General features: G+C 62.8%; 17 protein-coding genes. 11 read left to right on the forward strand and 6 right to left on the reverse strand.

All coding sequences use genetic code 11. The features are described 5' to 3' along the window. Positions 1-223: 223 nt before the first annotated feature. Positions 224-1399 carry a patatin-like phospholipase family protein gene (locus H6955_01020; protein MCP5312104.1) on the reverse strand — a complete coding sequence of 392 codons (1176 nt, stop codon included), beginning with the start codon at positions 1397-1399 and terminating at the stop codon, positions 224-226. A 76-nt stretch (positions 1400-1475) separates the two neighbouring features. Further along, complete coding sequence (locus tag H6955_01025; GenBank protein MCP5312105.1) at positions 1476-2522, reverse strand: helix-turn-helix domain-containing protein; 1047 nt, start codon at positions 2520-2522, stop codon at positions 1476-1478. A 370-nt stretch (positions 2523-2892) separates the two neighbouring features. On the opposite strand from H6955_01025, the gene H6955_01030 reads away from it, so the two are divergent. Both H6955_01030 and H6955_01035 read left to right on the forward strand, forming a co-directional pair. After that, positions 2893-4236 carry an amidohydrolase family protein gene (locus tag H6955_01030; protein ID MCP5312106.1) on the forward strand — a complete coding sequence of 448 codons (1344 nt, stop codon included), beginning with the start codon at positions 2893-2895 and terminating at the stop codon, positions 4234-4236. A gap of 182 nt (positions 4237-4418) precedes the next feature. Beyond that, on the forward strand, positions 4419-5510 hold the full coding sequence (locus H6955_01035; GenBank protein ID MCP5312107.1) for a carbohydrate porin: 1092 nt from the start codon (positions 4419-4421) through the stop codon (positions 5508-5510). 651 nt (positions 5511-6161) lie between these two features. Here the strand turns inward: H6955_01035 and H6955_01040 are convergent. Beyond that, the gene (locus H6955_01040) at positions 6162-7721 is read right to left on the reverse strand and encodes a PEP-CTERM sorting domain-containing protein (GenBank protein MCP5312108.1); all 1560 of its coding nucleotides are present in this window, start codon (positions 7719-7721) and stop codon (positions 6162-6164) included. Positions 7722-8471: 750 nt separating this feature from the next. Here H6955_01040 and H6955_01045 point away from each other — a divergent pair. The 3 genes from H6955_01045 (at position 8472) to H6955_01055 (ending at position 10749) form a co-directional block, all read left to right on the forward strand. Continuing rightward, a complete protein-coding gene (locus tag H6955_01045; GenBank protein ID MCP5312109.1) occupies positions 8472-8669 on the forward strand; it encodes a hypothetical protein in 198 nt (65 codons plus the stop codon). 217 nt (positions 8670-8886) lie between these two features. After that, entirely contained in the window at positions 8887-9456 is a 570-nt protein-coding gene (locus H6955_01050; protein MCP5312110.1) for a hypothetical protein, read from the forward strand. A 51-nt stretch (positions 9457-9507) separates the two neighbouring features. Continuing rightward, positions 9508-10749, forward strand: a complete 1242-nt coding sequence (locus H6955_01055; GenBank protein MCP5312111.1) for a hypothetical protein — start codon at positions 9508-9510, stop codon at positions 10747-10749. Positions 10750-10815: 66 nt separating this feature from the next. Here the strand turns inward: H6955_01055 and H6955_01060 are convergent, their stop codons facing one another. The 3 genes from H6955_01060 to H6955_01070 all read right to left on the reverse strand — a co-directional run bounded on the left by H6955_01060 (position 10816) and on the right by H6955_01070 (position 14268). Further along, a complete protein-coding gene (locus H6955_01060; protein ID MCP5312112.1) occupies positions 10816-11028 on the reverse strand; it encodes a DUF465 domain-containing protein in 213 nt (70 codons plus the stop codon). Positions 11029-11384: 356 nt separating this feature from the next. Further along, positions 11385-12257: a hypothetical protein gene (locus H6955_01065; protein MCP5312113.1), complete on the reverse strand. Its 873-nt coding sequence runs from the start codon at positions 12255-12257 to the stop codon at positions 11385-11387. A gap of 100 nt (positions 12258-12357) precedes the next feature. Continuing rightward, positions 12358-14268: a S9 family peptidase gene (locus H6955_01070; protein ID MCP5312114.1), complete on the reverse strand. Its 1911-nt coding sequence runs from the start codon at positions 14266-14268 to the stop codon at positions 12358-12360. A 374-nt stretch (positions 14269-14642) separates the two neighbouring features. On the opposite strand from H6955_01070, the gene ppk2 reads away from it, so the two are divergent. From ppk2 to modC, 6 genes are all read left to right on the forward strand, one after another. Then, positions 14643-15557: a polyphosphate kinase 2 gene (gene ppk2, locus H6955_01075; GenBank protein ID MCP5312115.1), complete on the forward strand. Its 915-nt coding sequence runs from the start codon at positions 14643-14645 to the stop codon at positions 15555-15557. Between the two features lie 250 nt (positions 15558-15807). Beyond that, positions 15808-16149, forward strand: coding sequence for a nitrogen fixation protein (locus H6955_01080; protein ID MCP5312116.1), 342 nt, complete (start codon positions 15808-15810; stop codon positions 16147-16149). 235 nt (positions 16150-16384) lie between these two features. Next, complete coding sequence (locus tag H6955_01085; protein MCP5312117.1) at positions 16385-16759, forward strand: LysR family transcriptional regulator; 375 nt, start codon at positions 16385-16387, stop codon at positions 16757-16759. Positions 16760-16809: 50 nt separating this feature from the next. Continuing rightward, on the forward strand, positions 16810-17580 hold the full coding sequence (gene modA, locus H6955_01090) for a molybdate ABC transporter substrate-binding protein (protein MCP5312118.1): 771 nt from the start codon (positions 16810-16812) through the stop codon (positions 17578-17580). Between the two features lie 14 nt (positions 17581-17594). After that, positions 17595-18278, forward strand: coding sequence for a molybdate ABC transporter permease subunit (gene modB / locus H6955_01095; GenBank protein MCP5312119.1), 684 nt, complete (start codon positions 17595-17597; stop codon positions 18276-18278). A 17-nt stretch (positions 18279-18295) separates the two neighbouring features. Next, positions 18296-19369: a molybdenum ABC transporter ATP-binding protein gene (gene modC, locus H6955_01100; protein ID MCP5312120.1), complete on the forward strand. Its 1074-nt coding sequence runs from the start codon at positions 18296-18298 to the stop codon at positions 19367-19369. Positions 19370-19374: the final 5 nt, after the last annotated feature.

Here is a 19374-nt window from a genome sequence, read left to right on the forward strand (position 1 = left end):
GTTGCACGATTCAGGGGGTTGCGAATGTGCGGGGAGAGATTGTGGGTCGCTTCGATTTTCGCGGCGGTCGAAAACACCGCTAGCTGCCAGCGGACCGATCGAGACAACTGCCACCCAGGTTCTCCAGAACTTTCCCCCTCAGCCCGGCCACGGCCGTTGGTTTCAACTCCCTGTTGAAAAGCCCATCTGACAGGCGCCTTACGAAGGCTTGCGGATGGGGTTGTCAGGGGCGCGTTTGCCAGTCTTCTAACAGCCAGGTCGGTATGTCCTGCAGGATGGGTGGAGTGCGTTTCCAGGGATCGGGCGAGCGTCCCAGTTCGTATCCCAAATCGAAAGAAGTCCGCATCTGCTCTGGATCGAACGCCAGGAAGTTTTGGCCCACGTCGGCATCGTCGGGGATGGAGACCAATCTGAACTCGTAGCCGCGGATCTTTGCTGCCGTAAATGCACGTAGCAACAGTCCATCCGTGGAGTTGCTCATCATTGCACCAAGCGCCGGGCCGGCGAGGTGAAGCGCATCGTTGCGAACGGCTGAAGGCCTCGTGACCTGTTGCCCGTTCTGCACGACGTAAACGGTGCCCGGTCCGTATTTCGGCGGTTTGGGTTTCCCGGTGCCGGCGAGGCCGACAACGACTAGGTTTTGGCGGACTCCGCCATCTGCGAACAGGTAGCCCGCTATTTCCACGGGCGGGAAGGCAATGGGTGGCGCCGCCGAGGCGCGCAGCACTTGCTTGTAGAGTGCGAGTGCTTCTTGCGTTCCCTCCTTGGCAATCATGCCCAAGTTCCAGACCCAGGTCTGACCATAGTCGAGGTTGGTCGTCCCGACCCATAGGCGCCGATTCGCGTCATGGGCAGCCGCAACGCGCTGCAGAACTTCGGCAGTAATGTACTTGTCGAGCAATGCCTGCAGGGGCGATGTGTCGAATACGGCGTTCCTGCCCCAGAGCAGGCTGAGCAGTCGCTCGTTGCTATAGATGTCCCTGGACGTGATGGTTGTGAAGATCTGCTCGAGGGCTGCGTCGTCCTGGGGTGTCCCGAGGAAGGCATGCGTCGCCAGTAGCGCGCCGGTGCTGACACCGGTTACCACGTCAAACTCCGGACGCTGACCGCTCTCTGTCCAGCCCTTGAGAAAGCCGGCTCCGAAGGCGCCGTATTGTCCGCCCCCGGATAGCTCCAGGATATTCAGGGCATGTCCACGCAAGCGCTCGAGCCCCGGAATCACGCCCTCTGCTGCCGATGCCTTGGCGGCATCGACGACCATGTAGCGTTCGGGATTCAGCGGATCGTGGCCATTGGGAAGCGAAGCGTAGGGTACATGCTGCCGCGACAGTTGGCGTTCCGGGGCCGAAGCACAGCCCCCAAGCGTGACCACCAGAAGCGCCGCCACCAGCACGGTCACAACGTCACTCCTTGTCGTCATGCTGCCCCCATTCGAAAGAGAATCCTGGCATCCGTGGCCTTGAGGTGGCTCTCAATTACGAGGAACTGCCATGTTTCGCCTTATCTGGCCCCAGTCTACAACCGAGAGACCTGGTAAGAGTCGTCTTGGGTGATTCATTGAACAGGTCGCGATATTCAGCGGCAAAGCGTCCGAGATGCGTTAGGCCGGCCCCTAATGCTGCGCGCTTGATCGCGCCGTGCTTCGCTGAGGCGCCGAGCAACGCTATGCGCGCCTCGGTAAGACGGCGCTTCTTGAAGTATTCGATTGGGGTGCAATCGCACATGGTCAGAAAGGCGTTATACAGTGTTCCCTGACTGACGCCTGCCGCCGTACACAAGTCAGCGAGCGAGACCGCGTGGCCCTGCGCAGATGCAAAGCTTTCCTCGGCTTTGCGCACAATAAGTCCGTATCTCGGACGGACGCGTACTTTGCTCCCGGTTGCCTGTCGCGCGTGCAGGTAGAGTTCGGTGACAGTACTCAAGATATGGGCAGTCAACATTTTCTCTGTACTTGAAGGCCATGTAGCCTGACGAGCTGCGTCATAGTGGGTCCTGAGTATCTTGGCTAACTTATGCCGCGTCTTCGCCAAGATTGCCGGCGCCATTTCGATTCCACCTTCACCAAGCCGCACGGCATCGCGACCAACGCCCCTCAGGGCGGCAACCGTCGCGATGAAATCGTCGCGAGGAATTCCGACAGCCAGTATTTCACGAGCCTCGCCGTAGACCTGGTACAAGGTGTTGGCCACCGGCATATAGATTGATGAGTAGGTTGCCTCTTCGCCGTTGATGACTAACGTTCCATCCCAGGCAATGGGAATTAGGAATGCCGTGTAATCTTCGTTCAGATCCGTCAGTGCGCTGGATCGTGTGCCGACGACTGCATGGCTAAGCGCGGCATCTTCGCCGCTTACCACGGTCACCTTCGCGTCGAACTTGCCACGTCCCAGCTGTGTCAACGCGTCGGTACGAACCGGCAGGTTGCGACGAGCCTGCCCGTAGCCATGCGCATCCTGACCCCGCCAGCTCGTTTCCTCCTGCCGGGAATTGTCGTCGAAAGCTTTATCGCCAAGGATGGTCACTGGGCAAGCGGTCGCATAGATCGGATCGACGGCATTCTATATCGTAAAACTGCATTGAAGTTGGAAGATTTGGATATAGATTCCACGATTTTGACCCGCGCCTATAGCCAGAATGGATTACCTTTGAAAGACCTATTCGTGGTCGGCTGGGGCGGGCTGCGGATTGTGTAAGACTTGTGGATCTTGTCGAGATGCGAGATCCCGATGATGCTTGGACAGCTTCAGTTCGTGACTTCATTGCTCTGTCTGCCGGGATTGGCTGTATCCGCCGCAAGCGAGGACCCTCTGGAGACGTTTCTGGCGGTTCCCGATGCCGCAACGGCTCTGCCGGTCGAGGCTGCGAAAACACCTTGAGAATTGGAGGAGACCCATGCTTATAGACAAAAAGTACCTCAGCGCAGCGATTGTTACCCTGTTCTTGACCGGTATTGCCTCGGCGCAGGACGCCGATCCCCAGGTCACGCTATTCACCAACGTCAACGTGTTCGACGGCGTCAACGAGAAACTGATTGAAAACGCGAACGTCGTGGTCACCGGAAACAAGATCAGCGCGGTGTCTACCGAGCCCCTCGCCGTGGCCGGTGGACGGGTGATTGACGGCGGCGGATGTACGCTGATGCCCGGCCTTATAGATGCCCATTGGCACACGATGTTCAACTTCGCACCCATCAGCAAAGTGCTCGGCGCCAGCTTCGGTTACCTGAACATTGCCGCCGCCGACGCGTCGCGAAATACGCTGATGCGTGGGTTCACGACGGTGCGCGATGTCGGCGGGAACAGTTTCGCCGTGAAACGCGCCATCGACGAGGGCCTTGCCCAAGGCCCGCGGATCTATCCCTCGGGAGCGTATATCGGTCAGACGAGCGGGCATGGCGATTTCCGGGGCCCGAACGATGTTCCGGAGAACCCAGGCCTTCCCTTGGACTATCAGCAGAGGGTGGGAAACACGCTGATCGCGGACGGCGTTCCCGAGGTGATCAAGCGCACACGCGAGGTGCTGCGCATGGGCGCCAGTCAGATCAAGGCCATGGGCGGCGGTGGCGTGTCATCCCTATACGACCCGCTGGATGTCACCGAGTACACCTTCGAGGAAGCGAAGGCGATCGTCGACGTCGCCAAGACTTGGAACACCTACGTCGCGGTCCACATCAATACCAAGGAAGCGATCAAGATGTGGGTCGAGGCCGGTGCGATGTCCATGGAGCACGGCTTCTTCATCGACGATGAAACCGCGAAGCTGATGGCCGAAAAGGGCGTCTGGTGGAGCATGCAACCGATGGATGCCGAGGGCGAAGACGCCTTCGAGTTTGAAAGCCCGATCAGCACGGCCAAGTACAAAGATCTGGTCTCGAAACTCGATATCGCCATCGCCGCCGCAAAGAAGTACAAGGTGAAGACGGCGTTCGGTACAGACATGCTGTTCGACGCAAAGCTAGCCGCGAAGCAAGGCAAGTTCCTTGCCAAGCTTAGCAAGTGGTACACGCCTTACGAGGCGCTGAAGATGGCCACCCATGACAATGGTCAGCTGCTCAAGCTGAGCGGACCGCGCGATCCCTATCCCGGCGAACTGGGCGTGATCAAGGAAGGTGCACTCGCAGACCTTATTCTGGTCGCAGGCAACCCCTTGCAAAACCTCGAGCTTGTGGCCGATGCCGACACGAATTTCGTCATCATCATGAAAGACGGCGTCATCTTCAAGAACAGCCTCCAGTGAGGCGGATCAGTATCGACGTTTACGCAAGCCCGCGCTTCATCGTCGGGCTTTGCCTAGTTTGCATGCTGTGCTGCGACGTCTCGATGGGTGCCGAAACCGGCAGCAGTGATGCGGCCGCGCAATCTGAGACGGGTGCCGGCAGTCAACTCGGTTTTGCCTCACACAGAAGTGTCTAGGGAGAGTTGGCTGAGACCGCCAAGCGGCAAAGCGAAGGCGCTCTGGCCAGATTTCATCGCCGCAAGAAAGAGCTTGAAGACCGAACCGGTCTGACCTACGGGTTCGATAGTCAAGCCCAGTACCTCGCAACGGATTCAGACAAGTCGCGATCGGATGCCGCCAGCAATGTGACCCGGTTCTATGGTGTCTGGACCGCGACGGGGCGGAGTACGCCGGATGACGGGGCTCTTGTCTTCAAAGTTGAATATCGCACTGCGCTCGGAGATAGGATTTCGACCCAGGCGCTGGGTCCCTCGCTTGGCTACGCAGGCGTTTTTTCCTCTACCTACAGCGATGCAGGCGCGATCTTGACGAACCTCTACTGGCGCCAGCATTTTGCCGGCGGGCGCGGCGGTTTGGTCGTCGGCCAGGTCGATCCCTACGACTATGTCAATGTCAACAGCCTCTCGACTCCGTGGACAGCATTCACCAACCTCGCTTTCGAGCAACAGCCGACGCTGCCGGCACCCCCTCAGGGGCTCGGTGCTGGGGCGCGCTGGCGGCTGGATGACAACTGGCAGGTTCTGGCCGGCTTTGCGGATGCAAATGCGGACCCGTCGGAGCCGTGGCAAAGCGCGAGAGACTTCTTCGACGAATTCGAGACATTCAAGCACGTCGCCATCGGCTGGGCGCCAGACTGGGCTGATCGCTACGACCAGACATTGCAGCTGACGATCTGGCAGGTCGACGAGCGGACAGAGGCCGGCGTGGAAGACGGTTACGGTGCCGCTTTCACTGCAAGCGGGCGGCGGGACCAGTGGCGCCCCGTTCTGCGGTTTGGATACGCTAACGACGCCGGCGCTGTTTTGGAGCGCGCGGTCAGTATCGGTACCGGTTACGATGCGCGCGGCGGCAAGGATCTCGCCGGCCTCGGTGTCAGTTGGGGACGCGCGCCCGACAACTCCCGCGACCAGTACACCGTCGAGGCATTCTATCGCTACGACATGACAGACTTTCTGGAACTGACACCGGAAATTCAATACGTGGTCAATCCTGCCAACGACCCGGCAACGGACGACATTCTGGTGTTGGGATTTCGTCTCCGCGCCTTCTTCTGAAGCCACCACTATCTGCATGCCCGCGACACGACCCAGATAAGAACGTCCTGGTCATCATGAAAGATACAAGAACGCCCTCTGATACCAGCGGGCTCGGTGGGGTGTCCGCACTGCCCGCGCAGAATATTCACGCCCGCCGCCGAGGACGTGCACGAGCTTCAGTGGGCTGATCTGGTCGATGAGTCGGCTGATGTCGACGTCGGCTACGCGCTATGCACCAGCGGCGTCGACCGCTATGACCGCGAACGATAGCGACCGGGCTAGTCGCGGAGAATTTGCGCAACAATCGATCGACGGCAGTCTTGGTTCGGTGAACTGAAGCTCACGGCGGCCACCGTCGGATCTCAAGGTACCGACGTTGCCGTCGCGCGCGGCAAAGGGGCTTCGTCTTGAATCGTTAAGCCGATTTGATCATCGTTTACTTGAAATCGGCTGGTGGCGAAATCGTCGACGGACCTTATCCCCGCCTCTCCAACTTCGCGTAGTCCGCAGAAAAACCAATCCGGGGAAAGCTTCTGGCCGAACCTTTTCCTCGGGCGGTGGCTCAAGGAGTAGTGAAAGGCGGCGGCAAAGCAGTCCCGGCGATCGTGAACCTCAGGTGGCTTCTGACGAGGCGGTGCGGCTGTCCGCCCGACTGTCAGTTGCCGGGGTTTACCGTGTTTCCGAACGCCGCGAGCGCACGATCAGCACGCCGCTTAGTCCGGCGATGAGCAACAGCAGGGCACCAGGCTCTGGCACCGTCGTGCCGTTCATCTCACCGACACGCAGCCGATAGACCTCGACGTCCGTGCCACCGATGTTGGCGATCTCGATGCCGTAGCTGTAGGTCGTGCCAATGCCCAAACCGAAGATCGACACGCTGTCGAAGTCACCGGTTATGCCATTGATGCTGTCGCTGACGATGAGGTCGTAGACAGCGGACAGCGGATCGAACGAGAACAGCACCTCGAGAATGCCGTCGAGGGCTGCAGTGGCGGCGTCAAACGCCGCGTAGTCGACGCCTCGGTTGTTGCCATCGATGGCCATCTGCAGCGTACTGCCATCACCCAGTGTCAGTCCGGTATCCAGTGTCACCAATGTGTGGTCGAGGCTGACGATGCCGGTCGCGATGCCGATACCGCCTTCGCTGACGCCGACCCGCATGCTGGACGCGGTTACCGGCCCGCCACCGACACCGAGCTGGCCGGTGGCTGTGCCTGTGCTGTTGTTGCCGCGCACGTTGCCGACCTCGATCTGGCCAAAGCCGGTAATGTCGCCAGTGACGTTCGCCGTGCCCACGGCCGTGCCGTGGGCATTGGTGTTGCCGACCTCGAAGGACACGCCGTTGGGGGCACCGCTGTGTACCCCGCCAGCGAGCACGTCGAGCGTACCCGTGGTGCTGCCGGTCGCGTTGGGGTCGGCCGAACCGTTGCCGATGCCGATGGACGCGAAACCGCTGATGCCGTTGGTCACCGACAGCGCGCCGCTGCTCTGGCCGGCGCCGGCCACCGTGCCGACGGAGATGAAGCCCCCGCCGGGCGTGCGTGACAGGGTGCCGCCGACGTTCAAGCCGCCCACGGCGTTGCCCGTGCTGCCCAGGCCAGTGACGCCGACCTGCAGCGACGTGAAGTCTGCGACGTCGCCGCTGACCGTCAGGGTACCGTCGGCGTCCCCGCCGCCCTCGGTGCGCCCTACGATCAGGCCGCCCGACCCCATGCCGGTGAGATTGCCGGCGACGCTGCCTGTACCGGTGGCCGTACCGCTGCCGACCCCGTCGACGAAGAGGCCGAAGGCCGCTTCGCCACCGACGTCGACGTCACCCGGGTTGTTGACGCCGCCGCTGGTCGCAAGGCTGCCGTCGGAGCTGCCAAGGCCGACCGCGGACGGTGCATTGGTGACACCGACGTGGAGGTCGCCACCAACGGACAGACCGACAGCGTTCAGGGTCAGAGAGCCGGTGCCATACGGTGGCAAAAGAATCGGATTGGCCCTGACGCCGACGTTGAGGTCGTTGGTTTCGGCCAGGGTCCCGCCGCCCGGATAAAAGGCGCTGCCACTGTCTGCGGTGGCGCTGCCGCCATTGTCGATCTGGGTGTCGTCGAGGTTGCCCGGAGGCACGCCGAGTGACCACTTCGAACCATCGAACCAGTCGTCGGCACCGCCGATCCACGATATGACGGCGGCGTTGGCCGAGCTGGTGGTCAATATCAGCGTGCCGGCAAGACAGAGCACGGCGTTTCGCCAAGGCCGTGGTCTGGCGACCGTGGAGCCTGCGTCCCCAGCTCCGTGGTCGTTGGCCAAGATCCGCGCGCGAGCGGCCCGATCTTCGTGTCGCAGACTTGTCATTGGCCATCTCCCGTGTCGGCTCACAACTGTTTGCGTCAGACCACACCCGGAGAACGAGTCTTCTTCCGTGAGCAACGCATCAGGCAAGCCGCTAGCAATTCGAGTGCCATGCCATCAACTGGTTATGCGTAAAGGGTTTTTGGGGCTGCCACAACGGTCGACGAGCATGCGCCTGTAAGATATCTGGACAGCATTTCTCGTGGCCAAACCGGATGCCGACGCCGTCGCTGGGTGGGGACCCGAGCGTGGAAAACCGAACGGATGGAGCGCCGGCCAGGCGGTCAAGCGGGCTGCCGGACGTCCCCGGGAACCGAATTCAGACGATCCGGGACGCAGCCGTCGAGATGTTCGATCGGGGTGAAATCGATCCAAGGCGGCAGCGACAGATTGCGGGTCCCTTTGCGAACCGGTATGGATCAAACACCGGCTGACCGGGTGGCGCGACAAAGAGGCGTTTGGTTCGCATTCGATGTCGAGGCTTTTTACAGTTGCCATGCACTGTGGGACGCCCAGGTCGCCCAAGCCGCTGATGCACGTAATCTCCCACATTCGGTATGGTTATTGCTGATATCCTTTCAGGACGCCCCCTCGCATCGGGGTTCTCGATGGAAGTCTGGGTAGCACGCGGGGAAAGGCATGACACACATTAAGACGCTCTGCATCGCGTCGACGGCCTTTGCGTGGTTTCCGGGCACCGCCACCCGGGTCGTGTCGGTCGGTTTCGGCTACCTGAAGCCGGGTGTCTCGGCAACGCCGCTCGAGTGGGTCGCCTCGAGTTCCGGCACCGGACGGCAATCTCTTGAACACCGGGGAGGTGATTGTCGTCACGTCTGACTCGGTATCACCAAAGGGACTGGGCAGCACTTTACGGCGGTAGCCGAGGGTTGGATTCCTTCGACATCGGTGACGGCGCGCTCTACGACAATGCCGTCGATGTCTCTCCTACCGGCTACCCGAATCTTGGACCGGGTGTACCCCGACGACTCCCGGTCCGGCGATTGCCCGCAGGGATGAAGGAACACCTGCGACGCATGTCTGAGCGGAGGTCGAAATGAACAGATTACAAAACATTCTTGCTGGCTCTGCCGTGTTGTTTGCACTCTGCGGCGGCGCCTATGCGGCGGTGAGAAGCACGCCGGTCACGGTCGTCAACTCCGAGGCCGAACCGGTACCCGTGGTCACCGAGGACGAACGCAATATTCGCACGCCATTCGCGGTGCGCGTCACCACACCCTTTGGGATGTTCCGTGGGATCCCGACATCTGACCGGGTGGCCGGCGACGACTTCACCGTACCCGCCGGTCAGATCCTCGTCGTCGAGCACATCTCACTGCGTGCGACCATGGCGAACGAAGACGAAATCGGCTACGTCGAGGCGCGTTTTGCTTCTGACAGCGAATCCGTCACGCACTACCTGCCTGTGCAGACGGACACACGGTCATTGCCGGCCGGTTCGACTCAGAAGATAGTGTCCCAGGGTTGGCAGATCAGGTTCTTTGCGGATCCCGGCAGCGAGATCATTCTCAACCTCAACAGCATCGCCGGGAGTCCCGGGGGTGTCGCGATCTACTCCCTGTCCGGCTATCTGGTCCCCAACGACAGCCCGGGCCTGGGCCGTTGACACCGTGATCAACCGGGGATGTCCTCGGGCGGAAAGGAGGATGGGCGGAAGATGCGCAGCGCACTATTTCTGATCTTTGCCGCGTGGGTCGGCGTGGCGCATTGCCAGCAGGCGGCCGTCAGCCAGGACTGGCTGGACAACCTGCGCGAGGAACGGACGACCATCGTCTCGCTGTTGGCAGTGCGCGCCGCGCTGTTCGTGCCCAACCTGCTCGGTTTGCCGGTGCCCGTCTCCAGAGAGAACCTCGAGAAGGCGCTTCTGCTGAACGGGTTCGATCCTGCCTCGCCGATCGACAGCGAAGAGGCGATGCGCCAATTGCTGACATTCGACCGCGGCTACCGTCAGAAGCTCAAGGAACGTCTCGCCGAGATCGATCGCGAACTGCAGGCAGGCGGCACCCCGGCAGCGCCGCCGCAGACACAAGCCGCACCGCTGGTACCCGTCGGCGGATCGCTGTTCGGCGACGACGCGGGCTCGCGTGGACTCGGATTCGACCAGTACATCGAGGAGACCCGGCGTGACGCGACGTCCGGTTCGACGACCGGCGGGGCGCTGCAGCTCGGCGCCGGCGGTGCGACCCTGTTCGGTCAGGCGCTGTGCACCTTCACGGTGGAACTCATCATCACGGCGGGTACGGAGGTCGTCGATCGCGATCCCGCGAGCCCGAGCCGCGGCCGGTCGGTGCTGATGGTGCCCGCATCCGCCGAAAGCGGCTTCCACGTCCAGCTGTACCACCCGGCCACCGGCAAGGCGAGGCTCAGTGGCCGCGATGCGCGCATCGCGCTCGAACAGAAGGGGTATCTGGTCGCGACCGGCAACGGCTGGCGCGGTACGCTGGCATACGAAGACTTCGTCAACTACGGCGCCGGTTATCAACGCGGCGCGACCGCCTGTTCCACGCCGTCAGTTCCGGCTGCCGCGGGTACGCTGCGTGTCACCGCGAACGGCTCGGTCATCAGGGGTGGGGACCGCTATGCGAACGTGGCGGTCAAATGGATGATCGACAACCCGACCGGAAAACCGATCCGCTTCACGAAGATGACGCGCACTCAGTGGGTGATGCAAAGGGATGGCTCGGGTCGTTTCACCGGTGGCCGGTGGGAGACGGATACCCAACGCGGTTTCACCTTGCCATCCGGCCGCAGCGAAAAGCAGGCCTACCCCTGGCTGCCGTGCAACGGTAAGGGCAACGCCAGCGGCACCTACCGCGAGGTCTACGAGGGCAGCGACGCCGACGGCAATCCGGTAACGCTGGAACTCGAATTCAACGGCGGCGAGGCGAAATGGCCGTAGAAGCGGCAAACCCCGCGTGGACAGCGCCCGGTTGATCTGGACACAGCGGCGCGGTATCCGCCTGTGTTAGGCGTCGAGATCGGGAATCAGCATGCTCTCGAACTGGGCGATGGCGTCCTTGAGGACCAGCTTGCGCTTCTTCATACGCCGCAGCTGCAGCTGGTCCACATACACGCTCTCGGTCAACCGATGGATGGCGTCGTCGAGGTCGCGGTGTTCGAGCCGCAACTCTGCCAGTCGTGCGCGGACCTGGGGTTCGTCTTCTTCGTCTACGTGCATTGTCTTTGCCAGCCCTGTTGCGGGCCCTTCAGGTTCATTCTTCATTCGAAAGACAAAACAGGCAACGGGTTTCGCCGGTTTTTTGCGCCATCATGGCCCCCGGAGCGAAAAGCCGGGTGCCCAGCCCAAACACCCATACCCATGCCATCCCCGCATTTCTTATCCAGTCCGGAACCGGGCTTCATGCCGCGTTTGCCAACATCTGATCAGCGGTGATGCTCACCGGCGTCTGGTACCGACGAAACGCAAGGATGAAGGCGCCCTTCCCTCGCGTCATCTGCTTCCGCCCGGTTTCAGCCAGCCGCCGACACAAGACGAGGTTGAGCCGCACGGGTTTCGTGCCGGAAACAGCGAACTCATCCGGAATGTCTTTTATGTTTTTTCCAGAGTGGCGCAACGATCAGAAAAAGGCCCAGACACAGCACAATTCCACTGAACCAGGCGGCCCGCGAAGCCCGGTCGACCCACTCGCCCTGCGCGATCTGCACAAGCTCTTCCGGCGAGTACTCGCCGGCTTTGATCAAATCCAGGTAAGTACCCTCCTTGTCAGCTACCAGGGAAAGCTCGCCCCCCTCATGGCGAGCGATCATGCTCACGGTCCCGGGCGGCAGGTAAGCGAATGTCACGCGAATATCCCCGACGTCTTCAGCTGTCCCTTCAGGTTGCGAGTGGAAGGTGCCATCCGACCGGCAGACCAGTTCTTCACCCTTGTATTCCGGGATCCGGGTAATCCGCCGGTCGTCACAGGGAATGGGGATGCCGTCTTCGAGGTAATCGACGAGACTGCTTGATACAAGGTAGCCGGACAGGGTTACGGGCTTTGACTGCTCACGATAGCTCGTCATTGGATGCCGTATGCGCTCTCGCCAATGAAATTCGGTGAGCGGACGACCTTCCGGCCTTTTTACAATCTCGCGAACCAGTTCCTGTACCTGTCGCTCCAGGAACAATCCAGTCAATTGGATGCCAAAGTCCTCGTCTGTCAGTTCCTCACCCGCCACCGCATGCCCCTGAAGGTATACGTAATCTGGAACATCACCCTGACCAGTATTCTCAAGAGCGTGGTCTGGAATGCGGAGCGCAGAAAGCATCTCATCAAGAGTCCCGAGGGAACCATCGCGCGAGCTGTCGAATGAAAGATGGAACCACACCGCAAGAGCCACAAGGATCAAGCCAATCAGGATCGACAAGATCGTCTGAGACTTTGTCCGGCCTTCGTCTTGGTACATTGCGAAGCTCGCCTGGAGGGTTTCCGGAACGAAAGTAGCAGAGGCCGGTGACACCTGCTATCGGGTGAGACAGATCGGAGCATGCAATATCGCCAGCTGTTCAATCACCGGGCAGACGCGGACCGGCGAGACGGCGCAGGAAGCCGATGATGCGCTCGCGCGCCAAAGTGTCGTTTTCGGCGTAGACGAAGCCGTGTCCTTCGTCGTACTCGTGGTACTCGACCGGGATGCCGCGCCGCTTCAGTTCGGCGACCATCGCCTGCGATTGACTGGCGGGCACGCGCGGGTCGTGTATGCCCTGATGGATCTGTAGCGGCGCCTCGATCCGGGACGCCTGATACAACGGCGACATCGCGCGGGCGCGCTCCGGATCGACGGACGGATCGAATCCCAGCTCGGAGACGAACTCGGGCCGCACCTGGTCCGTCAGGCCGTCGAAGAAGGCACCGAGATCCGACATGCCGAACAGGTCGACGGCACCGTCGAACGCATCCGGGTACTGGCTGATCAACGACAGGACCGAGTACCCGCCGAACGACGTGCCCATCACGAAGCGCGGTCGCCCGGCGACAAGGTCCAGACCGGCCGCATACTCGGCGACCGCCAGCAGGTCACGGATATGGCCCCCGCCCCAGTCGCCGTTGTCGAGATCCATGAACGCCGAGCCGAACCCCGACGAGCCGCGCACGTTGGGCAGCACGACGACGAAGCCGGCATTGGCGAGGCGTTGCAGGTTCGGGGCATACAGCGGATCGATGTGATCCTGCGGCCCACCGTGGACGTAGACGACCATCGGGAACGGCGTCGCGGAGGTTGCCGCCACCGGCAGCAACAGGTGGGTGGGAATCGCGGTGCCATCGAAGCTCTCGACGAGACGCGATTCGAAACGGGCGAAGTCCCGATCCGAGAGCCCGGTGCGGTCGGTGTTCATCAGCGTCGTCAGCACCCCGCCCTCGAACACGCCGATGCGGGGCGGCCGACCGTCTTCGGTGACGACGACGATGCGCTCGGCGGCATCCTGCGCCAAGGTCACATCGGTCAGGCGGGCGTCGCCGGTGGGGACCTCGATGCGCCGCCAATGCCCGTCGTCATCGGCGCGCAGCAGCGCCACCAGCGGATACAGCGGACCGCGATACGCAACACCGAGATGGCCGGCGCGATTCATCACGAAAGACAGCAGTTCGCTGTCGATCGGCAGCGCGACGCGCTCGAACCCGGCCGCATCCGAATGCCGCCAGAGTGCCATCTGCCCACCGTCGCGGTCAGACAGAAAATAGATGTACCGGCCATTGAACGTCACCGAGCGCAGGTTCTCGCCGGGCGCCGCGATCAACCAGCGCAGTTGTCCCGATTCGACGTCGAGCAGCCCCAGCTGCCAGGCGGTGTTACTCAGATAGCGTTTGACCAGCAGCCGGCGGTCGTCGTCCGAGACGCCCGCGCAGTAGAGATTGGCGCCCGGGATCGACAGTACCGTCTGGGTCTCGCCGGTCCGGGCATCGATCCGGATCAGCGCCTTCTCGCCCCAGATGTGGGCGCCGCGCGCCGCGTAGACATAACGACCGTCATGCGAGAAGCCGCAGGTGACGTCGAGCCGGTCGCGCGGTGTCGGCACCCGGTAACTGCCGTCCGCGATGTCGACGATATGCAGCCTGTAACGTTCGTCGCCAACGGTATCGGCCGTATAGGCGAGTCGGCGCTGCTGGTCGTCCGGAAAGGCCGCATCGACATTGCCGTCGACTTCGTCGACGAGCACCTCGCGTTTGCCGCTGGCGAGATCGTAGCGCAGGATCTTCGCGCGCTCGCCGAATTCGCGCGCAATCAGGTACAGGTGGCCACCATCGACGCTCATCACCAGGCTGCCGGTGCGCACCACCCGGTGATAGGCCTCGGGGTCGTCCGGCTGCGCGGCGGCAGCCATCAGGCCGTACAAGAACAGCAGGCCCGTCATGCACAGCCGGGAAACCACCCGGCGTATCGCAACCCGACCCGTTCCGGGCCAATGACCGTCCATGCACCGCCTCCCGCCAACCGCATTGAGCCGGATCCTAACCGCTGGCCAGGGCGATACCCAAGGTCCGGTGCCTCAGCGACCCGCTCGACTTGGCAAAGCAACCGGGCAGGCGGCACTGATCATCGAGCCGGACAGCGGGCAATCGTCAACGGCATGCACTGCGCCACGGCTGCTCGGTTCGAGTAGCGCGGTTGTCGATCCAATAGCCCCGCTCCGACGCGGTATGTGCGACGGCAGCCCGATTGCGCCCATTACGGTCCATCAGCGATCCGAACACGCCAAGGCGGTCTCCGGTCGCCTGTACTTTTACGCCAGGGTGGCTGCAGCGGTATCATGGAAAATTGACCGTCGCACCTTCAGGGAGATCCAGAACAATGAACGACGAGGTGAACAGCCTGGAAATTTCCGCCCACGCCTGCAACGAGACGGGCCTCGAGCAGCTGCAGCAGCAGCTCGAAGACCAGCGACTGGAGATCGAAACGCTACGTAAAAGGCGCAGCAAGGCGGTCCGACAGTTCAAGCGTGAAGAGGAATTGAAGCCCTACCAGGCGGAACTGATCAAGCTGCAGCAGCACCTCGAACAGACCCGCAAGCGGATGATCATCTTGTTCGAGGGCCGTGATGCCGCCGGCAAGGGCGGAACCATTCGACGCGTCACGCGCTACATGAACGAGAAACACTACCGCGTGGTCGCGCTCGGTAAGCCGACCGACGAACAGAAGACCCAATGGTTCTTCCAGAAATATGTGCGCGACTTTCCGCGTGGCGGCGAGATCGTGCTGTTCGATCGCAGTTGGTACAACCGCGCGGTCGTGGAGCGGGTATTCGGTTTCTGCAGCGACGAGGAGTACGAAAACTTCATGATCGGCTGCCCCGGGTTCGAGAAGGACATAGTCCGCCAGGGCACGATTCTGGTGAAACTCTATTTCTCGGTCACCAAGGAGGAACAGGCGCGCCGTTTCGAGCGCCGCAAGAACGATCCACTCCGCCAGTGGAAGCTGTCAGAGATCGACGTCCAGGCACAGGATCGCTGGGACCAGTTCACGAACCAGAAATACGAGATGCTCAGGCGCACCAACACGACCCATTCACCGTGGACCATCGTTCGCTCGAACGACAAACACCAAGCGCGCCTGAATGCGATAAAGGTCATTCTCAACGCGGTCCCGTACGAGCGCCTGAATCCCGAGCTGGACTTCGTCCCCGACCATGACGTCGTGGTATCGGGCTCCAGGGAACTCGAACTGATGGAGGCTCAACGCCTGCGCGAAGGCCGGTTCATCGGCTAGCCGGGGCCGCCATCGCCCGCCCTCGGTGTGTCGCGGCGGACGCATGCCCGGCCGCGGCACACCGGATCGATCCACGCTGAGAATTCTCAATGCAGCCAATGCCCGAGATCGGCTGCAATGGTCACGGTGCCAGCCGGCATCTTTTCCATGCATGCGCCTGCGTGTCGCCGCGCGTGCCTTGCCGAGCGGACCGGTCGGTAGGGGTTGTGCGACGACCGCGCTGCATCGATATCTTCGGGGGTAGTCCGAGATGCGTATTGGGGTGACCAGCCAGAACTTCCGCACCATCACCGGCCATGCGGGAAAGACACGGCGCTTCCTGATCTTCGAACCACAGGCCGACGGTACCGTGCGCGAAACGGGGCGGCTCGATCTACCCAAGGCGATGTCGCTGCATGAATTCCGCGGTGACGATCATCCGCTGTTCGGGCTCGACGTCGTCGTGACCGCGGGTTGTGGGGAGGGGTTCCTGCGACGCCTCGGCGCGCACGGCGTCCGGGTCGTGGCCACATCGGAGCCCGATCCGATGACTGCGGCCGTCGCGGTGGCGTCCGGTCGCGAACTGCCGCCACCTGCCGCGCACGAACACTGATCCCGGCCCCAGGCTGCTGATCGTCCGCGTCCGACCGAACTTCCGACGGCTACTCATATCGACGTCACCGATGCTGTGACGCAGCCGCCGGACAAGACAAGACCCACCCCACCCGGTTCCTGAGACGCACGCTGTCCGGAGGCGCGGCTCGCGCGCGATGGGCCGGTTGCCTTCCACATCTGGCAAGACAGGCTCAGGTACACAGGCGTTATGCTTCGTGATATACAACGGTTCGATGAACACAGCCAGTCGACACAATGCCCGTTCGGCGAAACGTGGATACAGGATGCGCGGGCGCGTCTGGATCGAGGGACCGGACGGTACCTTCCTCGGCTATGGTCGCGTGGTACTGCTGGAACGCATCCGCGAACACGGCTCGATCAGCGCTGCAGCGCGGTCGATGGAGATGTCGTACCGGCACGCCTGGCGACTGGTCGATTCGATGAACCGGCAGAGCCGCACGCCGGTGGTCCGGATGAGCACCGGCGGACGCGGTGGTGGCGGTGCCAGCCTCACCGAGGCCGGTGAACGCGCGGTGGCGGTGTTCTGGTCGTTCTGGAGCGACTTCAAGGACTATCTCGCAACCCGCACCGAGGGCCTGCAACTGTGAGCGGGCGGCGGTCTTTTTTTGCCTGTCGCTATTCCTTCCCGAACATAGCGATGCCGCGACCCCGCAGACCCGTCTGGTACCTGGTCTGCGCCCTGGCCGTCGCACTGGGCGCGCCGACGATCGCCACCCCGGCGTTCGCCGACCTGGTCCGGATCGCGGTCGCATCGAACTTCAACGAGCCCGCACGCGAGATCAGCCGGCTGTTCGAGCAGGCCACCGGCCACACCGTGTCGATGAGCACCGGCTCGACCGGCCAGCTGTATGCCCAGATCACCCAGGATGCGCCCTTCGAGGTGTTTCTGGCCGCCGACCAGCTAAGGCCCGAGGCCGCGGTCGCCGAGGGTTACGCGGTCGACGGAACGCGTTTCACCTATGCCACCGGAAGGCTGGCACTGTTCAGCACCCAGCCCGCGCTGGTCCGCGACGCATCCACGCTGCATACAACGTCGTTCACCAGGATCGCCATCGCCAACCCGGCCACCGCGCCCTATGGCGCGGCCGCCGTCGCGGTGTTGAAAGCGCTCGGCGTCTACGCGGCCGTCGAGGCCCGTATCGTGTACGGCAGCAACATCGCGCAGACCTTCCAGTTCGTCGCCACGAACAACGCGGAGCTCGGATTCGTCGCGCTGTCGCAGATTGCCGGACACCGCCGCGGATCGCGGTGGGTGGTGCCGCAAGACCTGCACCCACCGATCGCCCAGGATGCGGTGCTGCTCCAGCGCGGCGCGTCGAGTGACGCCGCGCGGGCCTTCGTGGCGTTCCTGCAAGGACCACAGGCCGCGGCGGTGAAGGCCCGGTACGGTTACGACCACATCGACTAGCGACGCCTTGCGAGATGCCTGAATTCACCGACATCTGGTCCCCGGTCCGCCTGACCCTGGCGCTGGCGTCGATCACCACGCTGGTGCTGCTGGTCGTCGGGACCCCGATCGCCTGGTGGCTCGCCCGCTCACGATCGATGTGGAAGGAGGTCGTCGCGACCGTCGTGGCCCTGCCCCTGGTCCTGCCGCCGACCGTGCTGGGCTTCTACCTGCTGATCGCGCTCGGGCCGGATGGCCCTGGCGGCTGGATCGCCGGTCTGTTCGGCGGCCGTTCGCTGGCGTTCAGCTTCGAGGGACTGGTGATCGGCTCGGTGCTCTATTCGATGCCGTTCGTCGTCCAGCCGATCCGCAATGCGTTCGAAGCGATCGGCGACCGGCCGCTGGAAGTCGCCTCGACCCTGCGGGCCTCGCCGTGGGACAGCTTCTGGACAGTGGTGATCCCGCTGGCGCGTCCCGGCTTTCTGACCGGCAGCGTGCTCGGCTTTGCCCATACGGTGGGCGAATTCGGCGTCGTGCTGATGATCGGCGGCAACATCCCCGGCGAGACCAGGGTCCTGTCGGTGGCGATCTACGACTACGTCGAGACGTTGCAGTGGGGGCATGCGCACCTGGTGGCCGGCGGCATGCTGGCGTTCTCCTTCGTCGTGATCCTGACGATGTTCCTGGTGGAGAAACGGGCGAGGCACGCCGGCCTGTGAATGCCGACGGCACGCAGATCGGGCTGCGTTTCGCCGGTACCCTCGGCCGCTTCGCCCTGGACGCCGAGTGTACCTGTCCCATGCGCGGGGTCACGGCCCTGTTCGGACCCTCGGGTTGTGGCAAGACCACGCTGCTGCGATGCATCGCGGGACTGCAGCGCATGTCGGGGGTGCTGCATGTCGGCAGCGAGACCTGGCAGGACGATGACAGGGGGGTGTTCCGACGACCCCATCAGCGTGCGCTCGGCTACGTGTTTCAGGAGGCGAGCCTGTTTCCGCATCTTTCGGTGCGCAGGAACCTGGAGTACGGGTTCTCACGGATCCCGGCACGCGACCGGCGCGTGACGTTCGACGAGGCGGTGGCATTGCTGGGCATTGAGGCACTTCTGGCGACACGACCCGATCACCTGTCCGGCGGTCAGCGTCAGCGGGTCGCGATCGCGCGCGCCCTGCTGACGAGTCCGCGCCTGCTGCTGATGGACGAGCCGCTGGCCTCGCTCGACCACCGGAGCAAGCAGGAGATCCTGCCGTACCTGGAGCGCCTGCACGACGAACTGGCGATGCCGGTGATCTACGTCAGTCATGTACCGGACGAGATCGCGCGCCTCGCCGACCACCTGGTGGTCATCGACAATGGGCGGGTCAGGGCCTCGGGCACCCTGCCCGCTCTACGAACCCACCTGGACCTGGCCCGCGACTTCGGCAGCCAGGCCGACACCGTCGTCGAGGCACGTGTGGCTGCTCACGACGAGGTCTTCCACCTCAGCTATCTCGACTTCCCAGGCGGCCGTTTCAGCGTCGGCCACCGTGACCTCCCGATCGGGCAGCAGGTGCGACTGCGTATATTGGCCCGCGACGTCAGCATCACCCTCGCGCCGCAGACCGGGACCAGCATCCTGAACATCTTCCCGGCGGTGATCGAGGCGCTCGCCGAAGAAGACCCGGCACAGGCGCTGGTACGCCTCGACTTGGCCGGCGTGCCGCTGCTCGCCAGCGTGACGCGCAAGTCTGCCGAGATGCTGGCGCTGGTCCCCGGCAAACCCGTGTACGTCCAGATAAAGACCGTGGCGCTGATCGAACGAGGGCTATGAGCATC

This window comes from Chromatiaceae bacterium (genome assembly GCA_024235395.1).
In the GTDB taxonomy this organism is placed as follows: Bacteria; Pseudomonadota; Gammaproteobacteria; order Chromatiales; family Chromatiaceae; genus Thiosocius.